Origin of the sequence: Streptomyces sp. NPDC015345 (assembly GCF_043078805.1) — a bacterium.
Lineage (GTDB): Bacteria > Actinomycetota > Actinomycetes > Streptomycetales > Streptomycetaceae > Streptomyces.
This window is the reverse complement of sequence record NZ_JBIBTX010000005.1, coordinates 382,311-395,377: the sequence shown is the minus strand read 5'-3', so window position 1 is coordinate 395,377 and position 13,067 is coordinate 382,311. Positions and strand designations below refer to the sequence as shown.

The 13,067-nt window shown below is 73.0% G+C and carries 11 protein-coding genes; 9 read left to right on the top strand and 2 right to left on the bottom strand.

The window, feature by feature from the left end; translation table 11 throughout:
• Positions 1–14: 14 nt before the first annotated feature.
• Positions 15–794 carry a TrmH family RNA methyltransferase gene (locus tag ACF062_RS23065; RefSeq protein ID WP_392140800.1) on the top strand — a complete coding sequence of 260 codons (780 nt, stop codon included), beginning with the start codon at positions 15–17 and terminating at the stop codon, positions 792–794.
• A gap of 27 nt (positions 795–821) precedes the next feature.
• On the opposite strand, the gene paaN is transcribed toward ACF062_RS23065, so the two are convergent.
• Entirely contained in the window at positions 822–2,513 is a 1,692-nt protein-coding gene (gene paaN / locus ACF062_RS23060; protein ID WP_392140798.1) for a phenylacetic acid degradation protein PaaN, read from the bottom strand.
• A 241-nt stretch (positions 2,514–2,754) separates the two neighbouring features.
• On the opposite strand from paaN, the gene ACF062_RS23055 reads away from it, so the two are divergent.
• Both ACF062_RS23055 and ACF062_RS23050 read left to right on the top strand, forming a co-directional pair.
• The gene (locus tag ACF062_RS23055; protein WP_392140796.1) at positions 2,755–4,266 is read left to right on the top strand and encodes a 3-hydroxyacyl-CoA dehydrogenase; all 1,512 of its coding nucleotides are present in this window, start codon (positions 2,755–2,757) and stop codon (positions 4,264–4,266) included.
• Complete coding sequence (locus ACF062_RS23050; RefSeq protein ID WP_223775737.1) at positions 4,263–4,856, top strand: TetR/AcrR family transcriptional regulator; 594 nt, start codon at positions 4,263–4,265, stop codon at positions 4,854–4,856. The genes ACF062_RS23055 and ACF062_RS23050 overlap by 4 nt, the downstream gene beginning before the upstream one ends.
• A 4-nt stretch (positions 4,857–4,860) precedes the next feature.
• Here ACF062_RS23050 and ACF062_RS23045 read toward each other — a convergent pair whose 3' ends face one another.
• Positions 4,861–5,457 carry an Lrp/AsnC family transcriptional regulator gene (locus tag ACF062_RS23045; protein WP_392140794.1) on the bottom strand — a complete coding sequence of 199 codons (597 nt, stop codon included), beginning with the start codon at positions 5,455–5,457 and terminating at the stop codon, positions 4,861–4,863.
• Between the two features lie 190 nt (positions 5,458–5,647).
• Between ACF062_RS23045 and pdhA the strand changes: the two genes are divergently transcribed.
• From pdhA to ACF062_RS23015, 6 genes are all read left to right on the top strand, one after another.
• Positions 5,648–6,802 (top strand): pyruvate dehydrogenase (acetyl-transferring) E1 component subunit alpha, encoded by a 1,155-nt coding sequence (gene pdhA / locus ACF062_RS23040; protein ID WP_392140792.1) that lies wholly within the window; start codon positions 5,648–5,650, stop codon positions 6,800–6,802.
• A complete protein-coding gene (locus tag ACF062_RS23035; RefSeq protein ID WP_392140790.1) occupies positions 6,799–7,815 on the top strand; it encodes an alpha-ketoacid dehydrogenase subunit beta in 1,017 nt (338 codons plus the stop codon). Before pdhA ends, ACF062_RS23035 begins: the two co-directional genes overlap by 4 nt.
• The gene (locus ACF062_RS23030) at positions 7,815–9,380 is read left to right on the top strand and encodes a dihydrolipoamide acetyltransferase family protein (RefSeq protein ID WP_392140788.1); all 1,566 of its coding nucleotides are present in this window, start codon (positions 7,815–7,817) and stop codon (positions 9,378–9,380) included. Before ACF062_RS23035 ends, ACF062_RS23030 begins: the two co-directional genes overlap by 1 nt.
• Positions 9,381–9,463: 83 nt before the next feature.
• On the top strand, positions 9,464–10,516 hold the full coding sequence (locus ACF062_RS23025) for an NTP transferase domain-containing protein (protein ID WP_392140786.1): 1,053 nt from the start codon (positions 9,464–9,466) through the stop codon (positions 10,514–10,516).
• Positions 10,513–11,949: a molybdopterin molybdotransferase MoeA gene (locus ACF062_RS23020; RefSeq protein ID WP_392140785.1), complete on the top strand. Its 1,437-nt coding sequence runs from the start codon at positions 10,513–10,515 to the stop codon at positions 11,947–11,949. Before ACF062_RS23025 ends, ACF062_RS23020 begins: the two co-directional genes overlap by 4 nt.
• Positions 11,937–13,043, top strand: a complete 1,107-nt coding sequence (locus ACF062_RS23015) for a potassium channel family protein (RefSeq protein ID WP_392140783.1) — start codon at positions 11,937–11,939, stop codon at positions 13,041–13,043. Before ACF062_RS23020 ends, ACF062_RS23015 begins: the two co-directional genes overlap by 13 nt.
• Positions 13,044–13,067 lie beyond the last annotated feature (24 nt).

Genomic DNA, 13,067 nt, shown 5'->3' with positions numbered 1-13,067 from the left:
GCGGCGGGCCCCGCATGACCAGGACGGACGCTGCGGGCCCTGACGGCGCCGTGCGCGCCTGGCGCGGGCTCGCCGACACCTCCGTGCTGCTCGACGGCTTCCATGCGATCAAGCACGCGCTGCGGTTCGACGCCCGGGTGCCGGTCGCGCTGACCGGCGACCGGGCCGGTGCGCTCGCCCTCGCGGACGAACTGGCGCCCGATGTGAGAGCCGCGCTGGACGCGCTCCTGGTGGAGGTCCCCGAGGAGCGGCTGCGCGCGCTGGTGCCCCGTCTGCACCCCACGGCGATGGCCGCCTTGGCGCTACGTCCCTCGCGGGCGGCCAACCTCGAAGCGCTGGCGCGCATGCCGAGGCCCGCGCCGGTCGTGGTGCTCGACGACCCCCGCAATCTCGGCAACGCCGGGGCGGTGATCCGGCTCGCCGCCGGGTTCGGCGCGACCGGTGTGGTCACGACCGGGACGCTCGACCCCTGGCACCCCACGGTCGTACGCGGCGGGGCCGGCCTGCACTTCGCGACGGCCGTGGAGCGGATGGAGGCCGCCGAGCTGCCGCCGGGGCCGGTGTTCGCGCTCGACGCGGAGGGCGTGGACATCCGGGGGCTGAACCTCCCGGACGATGCCGTGCTCGCCTTCGGGTCCGAGCGCAGCGGTCTGTCGGCCGCCCTGCGCGAACGGGCCGATCATCTGGTGTCCCTGCCGATGCGGCCGCAGGTCTCCAGCTACAACCTGGCGACGAGCGTCGGCATGGCGCTCTTCCACTGGTCGGCGGGCAGGCCTCCGGGCCTGGAGGCCTGAACCCGCCGAGCCTGTCCCGCGCGCGGGTCACGCGTCCTTGCGGATCTCCACCACACGGAAGCGGTTGGCGACGAACGCGCCGTCGCACAGCGCGGCGTTCGCCGCGGGGTTGCCGCCCGAGCCGTGGAAGTCCGAGAACGCCGCCGTCTGGTTCACATAGACGCCGCCCGTGAGGTTCAGGGACAGCTGGGCGCACTCCTCCAGGCAGGTCTCCTCGACGGCCGCGGAGACCTCTTGCGAGGTGGTGTACGCCCCGACGGTCATCGCTCCCTTCTCACGCACCGTGCGGCGCAGCAGCTCCACCGCGTCCGCCGCCGAGTCGACCGCGACCGCGAAGGAGACCGGGCCGAAGCACTCGCTGAGGTACGCCGCCTCGGCGTCCGGCTTCGCGCCGTCCAGCTTGACGATCACCGGAGTACGCACCACGGCGTCGGGAAATTCCGGATTCGTGATCTGCCGTGACGGCAGAGCCACCTCGCCGAGCCCGGCGGCGGCGTCCAGGCGGCTTTGCACGTCGGGGTTGACCAGCGCGCCCAGGATGCCGTTCGCCCGGGCGTCGTCGCCGAGCAGGCCGTTCACCGAAGCGGCGAGGTCGGCCACCACCTCGTCGTACGACTTGGCTCCGGCGTCCGTACGGATGCCGTCACGCGGAATGAGGAGGTTCTGCGGGGTGGTGCACATCTGGCCGCTGTAGAGGGACAGGGAGAAGGCGAGGTTGGCCAGCATCCCCTTGTAGTCGTCCGTCGAGTCGACGAGGACGGTGTTGACCCCGGCCTTTTCCGTGTAGACCTGCGCCTGGCGGGCGTTGGTCTCCAGCCAGTCGCCGAAGGACGACGAGCCCGTGTAGTCGATGATCTTGATCTCGGGGCGCACGGCGAGCGTCTTGGCGATGCCCTCGCCGGGCCGCTCGGCGGCCAGACAGACCAGGTTCGGGTCGAAGCCGGCCTCCGCGAGGACCTCGCGGGCGATCCGCACCGTGAGCGCGAGGGGCAGCACCGCGCGCGGGTGGGGCTTGACCAGGACCGGGTTGCCGGTCGCGAGCGAGGCGAAGAGGCCCGGGTAGCCGTTCCACGTCGGGAAGGTGTTGCAGCCGATCAGGAGCGAGAGGCCACGCGCCACCGGCGTGAACCGCTTGGTCATGGCGAGGGGGTCACGCTTGCCCTGGGGCTTGTGCCACTCGGCCGTGTCGGGGGTGCGGGCCTGCTCGACGTAGGCATACGCGATCGCTTCCAGGCCGCGGTCCTGGGCGTGCGGGCCACCCGCCTGGAAGGCCATCATGAAGGCCTGGCCGCTGGTGTGCATGACCGCGTGCGCGAACTCGTGCGTACGGGCGCTGATCCGGGCCAGGATCTCCAGGCCGACCATCGCGCGCGCTTCCGCGCCCGCGTCGCGCCAGGCGCGCATCCCGGCGCGCATGGCGGGCAGCAGGGTGTCGATGTCGGGGTGGGGATACGTGATCCCCAACTCCGGGCCGTACGGCGACACTTCCCCGCCCACCCAGTCGTCCGTGCCGGGCTGGTCCAGGTCGAAGCGGGTGCCCTGGAGGGCGTCGAAGGCGGCTTTGCCCTCGGGCAGGCTCAGGCTGCCGTCCTCCCCGTACGCCTTCGGGTGCTCGGGGTGCGGGGACCAGTACGCACGCGTCCGGATCGTCTCCAGCGCCTGGTCGAGGGTGGGCCGGTGCTTGGCGATCAGCTGGTGCGCGGTGAGTTCGGCGGCCATGACAGGACCAACTCCTCGTCGGTCAGCTCTCCATCGAGCTGGCGAGTGGGCGGGAACAGTGGGCAGGGACTGGCTGACAGAGCTAGAGTAACCGAACGATCGGTCGGGACAACAGGGTCCGCCAAACCTGTGGACAACTTCTCCGCGGCCACCCCGAACCCTCGGGGGCCACCACCCCGAACCCTCCGGGACCACCACCCCGGACCCGTCGGCCGACGGACCGTGCGGGAGGATCGCGAACATGACAGCACTCGAGCTCAGCAGCGCCGTTGCCGTGGTCGGCACCGGAACCATGGGGCAGGGCATCGCACAGGTCGCGCTGGTGGCCGGCCACCCCGTGCGGCTGTACGACGCGGCCCCCGGCAGGGCCAAGGACGCGGCCGACGCGATCGGTGCCCGCCTGGACCGGCTCGTCGAGAAGGGCAGGCTCACGGCCGAGGGCCGGGCGGCCGCGGCCGCCCGGCTCAGGCCCGCCGAGAGCCTCGCCGAGCTGGCCGGCTGCGGCCTCGTCGTCGAGGCGGTGCTGGAGCAACTGGACGTCAAGCAGCGGCTGTTCCAGGACCTGGAAGGCGTCGTCGCCGAGGACTGTCTGCTGGCCACCAACACCTCCTCCCTCTCCGTGACCGCCATCGCGGGCGCCCTGCGCGCGCCGGGCCGCTTCGTGGGCCTGCACTTCTTCAACCCGGCGCCGCTGCTCCCCCTCGTGGAGGTGGTCAGCGGCTTCGCGACCGACGAGCGGGCGGCCACGCGCGCGTACGAGACCGCGAAGGCCTGGGGCAAGACACCCGTGCGCTGCGCGGACACCCCGGGCTTCATCGTCAACCGTGTGGCCAGGCCCTTCTACGCCGAGGCCCTGCGCCTGTACGAGGAGCGGGTCGCCGACCCGGCCACCATCGACGCGGTGCTGCGCGAGTGCGGCGGCTTCAAGATGGGCCCCTTCGAACTCACCGACCTCATCGGCCAGGACGTCAACGAAGCGGTCACGCGCTCGGTGTGGGAGTCGTTCTTCCAGGACCCCAAGTTCACGCCCTCGCTCGCGCAGCGCCGGCTCGTCGAGTCACGCCGTCTCGGCCGCAAATCGGGCCAGGGCTGGTACGCGTACGGGGACGACGCCCCGCGCGTGGAGCCGCACACCGCCGGGCCCGAGCGGGCCCCGGAGTCCGTCACCGTCCACGGGGACCTCTTCGCGGCGGACGGCCTGCTCGGCCTCATGCGGGAAGCCGGCATCCGGGTCGGCCACGGCAAGGACACCCCGAGCTACCCCGGCTCCATCGAACTGCCCGCAGGCGCACGGCTCGAACTGGCCGACGGGATGTCCCCCGACGCCGCGGCGGAGCCCACGGTCCACTTCGATCTCGCACTGGACTACCGGGCCGCGACGCGCATCGCCCTGGCCCCGTCGAGCCGGGTGGGCGAACCGGCCCTCAAGGAGGCGATCGGTCTCTTCCAGGCGCTCGGCAAGAAGGTCAGCGTCATCGGCCCCGCTCCGGGGATGATCGTCGCCCGCACGGTGTGGATGCTCGTGGACTTCGCCCTGGACGCCGTGGGGCGCGAGGTGGCGGGCGCCGAGGACGTCGACACCGCCATGCGCCTTGGCGTCAACTACCCGCTCGGACCGGTCGAATGGGGCCGCCGCCTCACCGCGTACCGCGTGGCCGAGGCGCTGGACCTCCTGCACGGCGAGTACCCCACAGGGCGTTACGCGCCCTCCCAGGCACTGCGGCGCCAAGCCGTGCGAGAGGAGTACTCATGACCACCGCCCGGCGGGACACGTACACCCCCGAGACGCTGCTGGGCGTCGCCGTGCGGGTCTTCAACGAGCGCGGCTATGACGGCACGTCCATGGAGCACCTCTCCAAGGCGGCCGGCATCTCCAAGTCGTCGATCTACCACCATGTGACGGGCAAGGAGGAGCTGCTGCGCCGCGCGGTGAGCCGGGCGATCGACGGCCTCTTCGGGATCCTCGCCGAGGAGCACGCGCGCGTGGGCAGCGCCGTGGCACGCCTGGAGTACGTCACGCGCCGCACGGTGGAGGTCCTGGTCGCCGAGCTGCCCTACGTGACGCTGCTGCTGCGGGTGCGCGGCAACACGGACACCGAGCGGTGGGCCCTGGAGCGGCGCAGGGAGTTCGACCAGCAGGTGGCCGAGCTGCTCAAGGAGGCCGTCGCGGACGGCGACCTGCGCTCCGACGTCGAGCTGCGCCTCGCCACCCGGCTGCTCTTCGGGATGATCAACTCCATCGTGGAGTGGTACCGCCCGGAGATCCGCGGCGCGGCCAACGGCTCGCAGATCGCCGACGCCGTCGTGCAGCTGGCCTTCGCGGGGCTGCGCACCGACCGCTGAGCGGTCATTGACGGGGCGCTGAACCGCCGGGTTCGGCGCTGACGGTGCTCTCCAGGTCGTCCTCCTCGAAGACCAGCAACGTACGCGTGCTGAGGACTTCGGGGATGGACTGGAGCCGGGTGAGCACCAGCTCCCGCAGGGCGCGGTTGTCCGGCGTGTGGACCAGGAGCAGGACATCGAAGTCGCCGCTGACCAGCGCGATGTGGGAGGCCCCGGGCAGCGCGCGCAGATGCTCGCGCACCGTGCGCCAGGTGTTCTGGACGATCTTGAGCGTGATGTACGCGGACGCGCCCTGCCCGGCGCGTTCGTGGTTGATCCGCGCCCCGAAGCCCCGGATGACGCCGTCGTCGATCAGACGGTTGATGCGCGCGTACGCGTTGGCCCGTGACACATGGACCCGTTCGGCCACGGCCCGTATCGAGGCGCGACCGTCCGTGTGCAGGATCTGGAGGATGTCGCGGTCGATGGCGTCCAAGGGCCGGGGCTCGGGGAGCCGGGGCTCCGGAGGCCTTGCTTCCGGTATTCGAGGCTCCGGTGGATCGGGCGCGCGGGGCTCCGGCCGGTCGTCGGCATGCTGGTCGGCCATTCGTTCAGATGCCATGTCCCCCCGCCTCCCTACCATGGACGTACTGCATCCATCCCAGGCTGTGGAGAACCGTTTGTCCACAGCCTGGAGGTGCCTGTAGCCAAAATGTGCCGACGACCGAACAATCGGTAGGTGAGGCGCCTCACATCGCTGCGCCTCTTTTGCCGCTCCCACGAGGAGTCCGCTTCCACCAGGAGGTGCCGTGATGACGGTCATGGAGCAGCGGGGCGCCTACCGGCCCACCCCGCCCCCCGCTTGGCAGCCCAGGACCGATCCGGCGCCGCTGCTGCCGGACGCGGAGCCGTACCGCGTCCTTGGCGCCGAGGCCGCCGCGAAGGCCGATCCGGGGCTCCTGCGCCGCCTCTACGCCGAGCTGGTGCGAGGCCGCCGCTACAACACCCAGGCGACCGCGCTGACCAAGCAGGGCAGGCTCGCGGTCTACCCCTCCAGCACCGGACAGGAGGCCTGTGAGGTCGCCGCCGCGCTGGCCCTGAAGGAGCGGGACTGGCTCTTCCCGAGCTACCGCGACACCCTTGCCGTGGTGGCCCGCGGCCTCGACCCCGTGAGCGCCCTGACGCTGCTGCGCGGCGACTGGCACACCGGGTACGACCCGCGCGAGCACCGCGTCGCGCCCCTGTGCACTCCGCTGGCCACGCAGCTGCCGCACGCCGTGGGCCTCGCGCACGCCGCCCGGCTCAAGGGCGACGACGTGGTGGCGCTCGCCATGGTCGGAGACGGCGGCACCAGCGAGGGCGACTTCCACGAGGCGCTGAACTTCGCCGCCGTGTGGCAGGCCCCGGTGGTCTTCCTCGTGCAGAACAACGGCTTCGCGATCTCCGTGCCGCTCGCCAAGCAGACCGCGGCCCCGTCCCTCGCCCACAAGGCCGTCGGCTACGGCATGCCGGGCCGCCTGGTGGACGGCAACGACGCGGCGGCGATGCACGAGGTCCTGAGCGAAGCGGTCGCCCGCGCGCGGGAGGGCGGCGGCCCGACGCTCGTGGAGGCGGTCACCTACCGCATGGAAGCCCACACGAACGCCGACGACGCCACGCGCTACCGCCGCGACGTCGAGGTCGACGCCTGGCGTGACCACGACCCGATCCTGCTCCTGGAGCGAGAGCTGACGGAGCGCGGACTGCTGGACGACGACATCAGGCGGCAGGTGGCGGAGGACGCCGAGACCATGGCAGCCGACCTGCGCGAGCGCATGAACCAGGATCCCTTGCTCGACCCCATGGACCTCTTCGCGCACGTGTACGCCGAGCAGACCTCGCACCTGCGGGAGCAGGCGGCGCAGTTGCGCGCGGAGCTGGCAGCGGCCTCGGAAGAGGCGCACGCATCGGAGGGTGAGACGCGATGACCACGGTCGCGGCGAAGCCGGCCACCAAACCGGCCACCATGGCGCAGGCGCTCGGAAGGGCGCTGCGCGACTCCATGGCCGAGGACCCCTCGGTGCACGTCCTCGGGGAGGACGTCGGCGCGCTCGGCGGTGTCTTCCGGGTCACCGACGGGCTCGCCGAGGAGTTCGGCGAGGACCGCTGTACGGACACGCCGCTGGCCGAGGCCGGCATCCTCGGCACGGCGGTCGGCATGGCCATGTACGGCCTGCGGCCGGTCGTCGAGATGCAGTTCGACGCCTTCGCCTACCCCGCCTTCGAGCAGCTGATCTCGCATGTGGCGCGGATGCGCAACCGCACCAAGGGCGCGATGCCGATGCCCATCACCGTGCGCGTGCCCTACGGCGGCGGGATCGGCGGCGTCGAGCACCACAGCGACTCCTCGGAGGCGTACTACATGGCGACTCCGGGGCTCCATGTCGTCACGCCCGCCACGGTCGCCGACGCCTACGGCCTGCTGCGGGCCTCCATCGCCTCCGACGACCCGGTCGTCTTCCTGGAGCCGAAGCGGCTGTACTGGTCCAAGGCCGACTGGAATCCGGCCGCCCCGCAGGCGGTCGAACAGATCGGGCGCGCGGTGGTGCGGCGCCCCGGGCGCAGCGCCACGCTCATCACGTACGGCCCGTCCGTGCCCGTCTGCCTGGAGGCGGCCGAGGCCGCGCGCGCCGAGGGCTGGGACGTCGAAGTGGTCGACCTGCGCTCGCTGGTGCCCTTCGACGACGAGACGGTCGCCGCGTCCGTACGGCGCACGGGGCGCGCGGTCGTCGTGCACGAGTCGGGCGGCTTCGGCGGACCCGGTGGGGAGATCGCCGCGCGGGTCACCGAGCGGTGCTTCCATCACCTGGAGGCGCCTGTGCTGCGGGTCGCGGGGTTCGACATCCCGTATCCGCCACCGATGCTGGAGAAGTACCACCTGCCGGGCGTGGACCGGATCCTGGACGCGGTCGCGCGGCTGCAGTGGGAGGCGGAGAACTGATGGCGCCCGCTTTTGACGTGAACAGTTTGGAATTCAAACTGCCCGACCTCGGCGAAGGGCTGACCGAGGCAGAGATCGTCCGCTGGCTCGTCCAGGTCGGGGACGTCGTCGCCGTGGACCAGCCGGTCGTCGAGGTCGAGACGGCCAAGGCGATGGTCGAGGTGCCCTGCCCCTACGGAGGCGTGGTCACTGCCCGTTTCGGCGAGGAGGGCACGGAACTGCCCGTCGGGTCGCCGCTGTTGACGGTCGCCGTGGGCACCCCGGCCGACACGCGCGCCCCTGAGGAGCCCGCCGAGCGCGCTCTGCGGACGGCGGCGGAGGAGGAGTCTTCCGGGAACGTCCTGGTCGGTTACGGCACCGGGGCGGCGCCCGCCCGCCGCAGGAGGGTGCGGCCCACGCGGGCCGCCTCGCCTGTGCCCGCCGCGGCCCCCGCGGACCGCGGCCCGCAGAGGCTCCCCGCGTACGGGGACGGCCCTGTCCCGGTGATCTCGCCTCTCGTGCGCAAGCTGGCGCGGGAGCACGGTGTGGAGCTGCGTGAGCTCGTGGGTTCGGGCCCCGACGGGCTGATCACGCGGGCCGACGTCGAGGCGGCCATCGGAGCGGCCGCCACCGCGGCCACCAGGGCAGTCACCGGCCAGGCCACCGGAGCGGCCGCCGGGGCGGGCCGCGCGGTGGCGTCCGTGGTCGGCCTTGCCTCCGGCGAGGCGTGGGAGGACACCATGGCCCGCGAGGTCGCGGCGTTGAAGACAGCGGCCCGTGAGGACGACGAGCTGATCCGCGCGGGAAGGGCCGAGGCGCGCCGCCAGGTCGAGGCGGGGCAGGAGCCCACGCGCGCGGGCATCGAGTCCCGGCACCCGCTGACCGGCATCCGTGGCCTCGTCGCCGACAAGATGGCCCGCAGCAGGCGCGAAATCCCGGAGGCAACCTGCTGGGTCGACGCCGACGCGACCGAACTGCTCGCGGCCCGCGCCGCGATGAACGGCGCGGTGAGCGCCCAGGCGAACGCCGCGACGGCGGCAGGGGACGGCCAGAAGGTGTCGCTGCTCGCGCTGTTCGCCCGCATCGCGGTGGCCGCGCTCGGCCGGTTCCCGATGCTCAACTCCACGGTGGACATGGAGGCGCGCGAGGTGCGCCGGTTCGCGGACATCCACCTCGGGTTCGCCGCGCAGACCGACCGAGGGCTGGTCGTGCCCGTCGTACGGCACGCGCAGTCGAGGACGACCGCGTCGATCAACGCCGAGCTGATCCGCCTCACGGAGGCGGGGCGGTCCGGGAAGCTGACTCCCGGCGAGCTGACCGGGGGGACGTTCACGCTGAACAACTACGGCGTGTTCGGAGTCGACGGCTCCACGCCGATCATCAACCACCCCGAGGCGGCCATGCTCGGCGTGGGCCGCATCGTGCCCAAACCCTGGGTGCACCAGGGCGAGTTGGCGGTACGGCACGTGGTGCAGCTGTCGCTCACCTTCGACCACCGGGTGTGCGACGGCGGCACAGCGGGCGGCTTCCTGCGGTACGTGGCGGACTGCGTCGAACAGCCGGCGGTGCTGCTGCGGTCGGTGTGACGGTGTGACGGTGACGTAAGTCGCTTGCCCGAAGGGCCCTTCGCGGGGGTGGCAATGATCCTCCGTATGCCCATACTCGGGGGGTGACCGCGAATGAGGGTGCCCCCTACGACGCCGTGGTGCTCGCCGGTGGCGGCGCCGCGCGGCTCGGCGGCGCCGACAAACCCGGCGTGCGCGTGGGCGGCCGGGCGCTGATCGACCGGGTCCTCGCCGCCTGTTCCGGCGCCGGGACCACCGTCGTCGTGGCCGCGCCGAGGCCGACCGCGCGGCCCGTCGTGTGGGCGCGCGAGGAGCCGCCGGGCGGCGGGCCGCTGGCCGCGCTCGACGCGGGGCTGGGGCACACGACCGCGGAGTTGGTGGTGGTGCTCTCCGCCGACCTGCCGTTCCTGGATGAGCGGACGGTACGCCGCCTGCTCGCCGCCCTGCGGGACAGCGGCGCCGACGGGGCGGTCCTCACCGACCCCGGCGGCCGTGACCAGCCGCTCGTCGCCGCCTACCGGAGCGCGTCGCTGCGGCGCGAGATCCGCGCGGTCCGTGACCTTCCGGAGGCCGCCGGGTCCCGAGAGGCCTCCGAGTCCCGCGAGGTCACCGAAGCCGGCTCGGGACTCGCCGGGCGCCCCCTGCGGCTGCTCACCGGGCGGCTCGCCCTGACCAGGGTCGACGACCCCGTAGCGGCCTTCGACTGCGACACCTGGGACGACATCGCCGCCGCACGGGCGCGCATCAGGGAGCATGGGCACGTGTTGGATGAATGGATTTCCGCAGTCAAGGACGAGCTGGGCATCGAACTCGACGTCGATACCGGCACCCTCCTGGACCTCGCTCGCGACGCCGCGCACGGTGTGGCCAGGCCCGCGGCACCGCTGACCACCTTCCTCGTCGGCTACGCGGCGGCGCAGGCCGCCGCGCGGGGCGGGACGGCGGGCGGACCCGAAGCGGTGGCCGAGGCGGCGCGCAAGGCCGCGGCGCTCGCGGCACGCTGGGCGGACGAGGACCGACAGGACGCGATGCCGGGCACGGCACAAGCCGAGGCCGCCACCGGCGCACACCCTCAGCCCGCTTCCGGCGCCGCTCCCGAGGCGCTGCCCCACGCGATGCCCCACGCCACCCCCAGCACCGACCCGGACGCCGGATGAGCGGGCATCCCGCGCCGGACGCCGAGCTCGACGAGGCCCTGGCTCTGGTGAACGACTGCCGGGACAGCCACGGCGCCGTCCCCCGCTCGGCGCCCCCGGCCGCGTCGACCCCCACACCCTCCCCGCAGCCCGGACGGCCCGGCCGGCACCCGCAAGCGGCACGGCCCGGTCGATCCGCGCGGGCCGCCCACCCCACCGGCGACGGCGGGCACCACGACGTCACCTCCTGGCCCGCCGCCCGTGCCCGCGCCGCGCGGGCCGTGCCCCGGACCGGCGGCGAGACCGTCGCGGTCCCGCTGGACCAGGCCCTCGGTCTGACCCTGGCCGCCCCGCTCACCGCCCTCACGGACCTGCCGCCGTTCGACACCTCAGCCATGGACGGCTGGGCCGTCGCGGGCCCGGGCCCCTGGGCCGTACGGGCCGAAGGGGTCCTCGCCGGACACGGCCTCCCGGAGCCGCTCGGAGACGGCGAGGCGGTCGGTATCGCGACGGGCGCCCGCATCCCGCGGGACGCCACGGCGGTGCTGCGCAGCGAGCACGGCCACATCGACGACAAGGGCAGGCTGCTCGCGCTGCGCGAGGTGGTGCCGGGCCAGGACATCCGGCCGCGCGGCCAGGAGTGCCGTTCGGGCGACCAGCTCCTGCCGGCCGGGTCCCTGGTCACGCCCGCCGTGCTGGGGCTCGCCGCGGCCGCCGGGTACGACACGGTCAGCGCCGTACGCCGGCCCCGGGCCGAAGTCCTCGTGCTGGGCGATGAGTTGCTGACCGAGGGCCTGCCCCGCGAAGGTCTCATCCGGGACGCGCTCGGCCCCATGCTGCCGCCCTGGCTGCGCGCGCTCGGTGCCGAGGTCACCTCGGTCCGGCGGCTGGGCGACGACGCGAAGGCGCTCCACGAGGCGCTGACGACCTCCACCGCCGACCTGATCGTCACGACGGGCGGCACGGCGTCGGGCCCGGTCGACCACGTCCACCCCACGTTGCACCGCCTCGGCGCGGAACTGCTGGTGGACGGCGTCGCCGTGCGCCCCGGACACCCGATGCTGCTGGCCCGCCTCAGCCCCGGCCGGTACCTCGTCGGGCTGCCGGGCAACCCGCTCGCCGCGGTCTCCGGACTGCTCACGCTGGCCGAGCCCCTGCTGCGTACGCTCATCGGGCGTACGGCGGGAGTCGGCGGCGGCGCGACGGAGCCGGCGTACACCGCGCCGGTACGCGATGACGTGCAGGGCCACCCGTACGACACCCGCCTCGTGCCCGTCACCCTGCGGGCGGAGCTCGCCGTGCCGCTGCGGTTCAACGGCCCGGCGATGCTGCGCGGCATCGCGGCGGCCGACGGGCTCGCGGTCGTGCCGCCCGGCGGTGCGCGCAAGGGCCAGGAGCTGGAGATCATCGACCTGCCATGGGCCCAGGGCGTGAGCGGGGAGTGTTTCACGTGAAACTTCCCGGCAACGACGCGATCGCCCGCGACCCCGCCGAGCACCACACGACCCACCGGATCAAGCTGCCGCAGCGCGTGGTGGAACGGCCGTTGCGCCAGGTCACCCGGCGCCTTGCGATGGCTCTGCTGGTGCTCGCCCTGACGACGTTCATAGTCTGGGTCGACCGTGGCGGCTACCACGACAACTCCGACGAGGGAGTCGACTTCCTCGACGCGGCGTACTACGCCACGGTGACGCTCTCCACCACCGGCTACGGCGACATCGTGCCGTACAGCGACAGCGCCCGGCTCACCAACATCCTCCTGATCACGCCGCTGCGCGTGCTCTTCCTGATCATCCTGGTCGGCACGACCCTCGAAGTGCTCACGGAACGGACGCGCGAGGAATGGCGTCTGTCCCGCTGGAGGTCCAACTTGCGTGAACACACTGTCGTCGTCGGCTTCGGGACGAAGGGCCGCTCGGCGATCCAGACCGTCTGCGCGACCGGCCTGAAGCCGGAGCAGATCGTGGTGGTCGACCCCAGCGCGAAGGTCATCGACGCGGCCACGGCGGAGGGGTACGCGGGTGTCGTCGGCGACGCCACGCGCAGCGATGTGCTGCTCCGCGCGGAGGTGCAGCGGGCCCGCCAGATCATCATCGCGACGCAGCGCGACGACACGGCGGTACTGGTCGCCCTCACCGCGCGGCAGTTGAACCGCGGGGCGAAGATCGTGGCCGCGGTGCGCGAGGAGGAGAACGCGCCGCTGCTGCGGCAGTCCGGGGCCGACGCGGTGATCACCAGTGCCAGTGCGGCCGGGCGGCTGCTCGGGCTGTCCGTGCTGAGCCCGAGTGCGGGCATGGTCATGGAGGACCTGATCCAGCAGGGCACGGGGCTCGACCTCGTGGAGCGGCCGGTCATAAAGGCCGAGGTGGGGCGGGGCGTTCGGGAGACGGAGGACCTGGTCGTGAGTGTCGTACGTGGGCATCGGGTGCTGGGGTACGACGATCCGGCCGTGGGCAAGCTGCAGTTGACGGACCGGCTGATCACGATTGTGCGGGCGACGCCGGAGACGGTGGTCGCGCCGGATGCGAGGCCGTTGCCGACGGATTGAGGTTCCGCGGGGGGCTGTGCGGGT

Coding starts and splice junctions, on each gene's coding strand:
- ACF062_RS23035 (WP_392140790.1), top strand. CDS start 6,799: ATGACCACGGTCGCGGCGAAGCCGGCCACCAAACCGGCCACCATGGCG.
- ACF062_RS23055 (WP_392140796.1), top strand. CDS start 2,755: ATGACAGCACTCGAGCTCAGCAGCGCCGTTGCCGTGGTCGGCACCGGA.
- pdhA (WP_392140792.1), top strand. CDS start 5,648: ATGACGGTCATGGAGCAGCGGGGCGCCTACCGGCCCACCCCGCCCCCC.
- ACF062_RS23020 (WP_392140785.1), top strand. CDS start 10,513: ATGAGCGGGCATCCCGCGCCGGACGCCGAGCTCGACGAGGCCCTGGCT.
- ACF062_RS23045 (WP_392140794.1), bottom strand. CDS start 5,457: ATGGCATCTGAACGAATGGCCGACCAGCATGCCGACGACCGGCCGGAG.
- ACF062_RS23050 (WP_223775737.1), top strand. CDS start 4,263: ATGACCACCGCCCGGCGGGACACGTACACCCCCGAGACGCTGCTGGGC.
- ACF062_RS23065 (WP_392140800.1), top strand. CDS start 15: ATGACCAGGACGGACGCTGCGGGCCCTGACGGCGCCGTGCGCGCCTGG.
- paaN (WP_392140798.1), bottom strand. CDS start 2,513: ATGGCCGCCGAACTCACCGCGCACCAGCTGATCGCCAAGCACCGGCCC.
- ACF062_RS23030 (WP_392140788.1), top strand. CDS start 7,815: ATGGCGCCCGCTTTTGACGTGAACAGTTTGGAATTCAAACTGCCCGAC.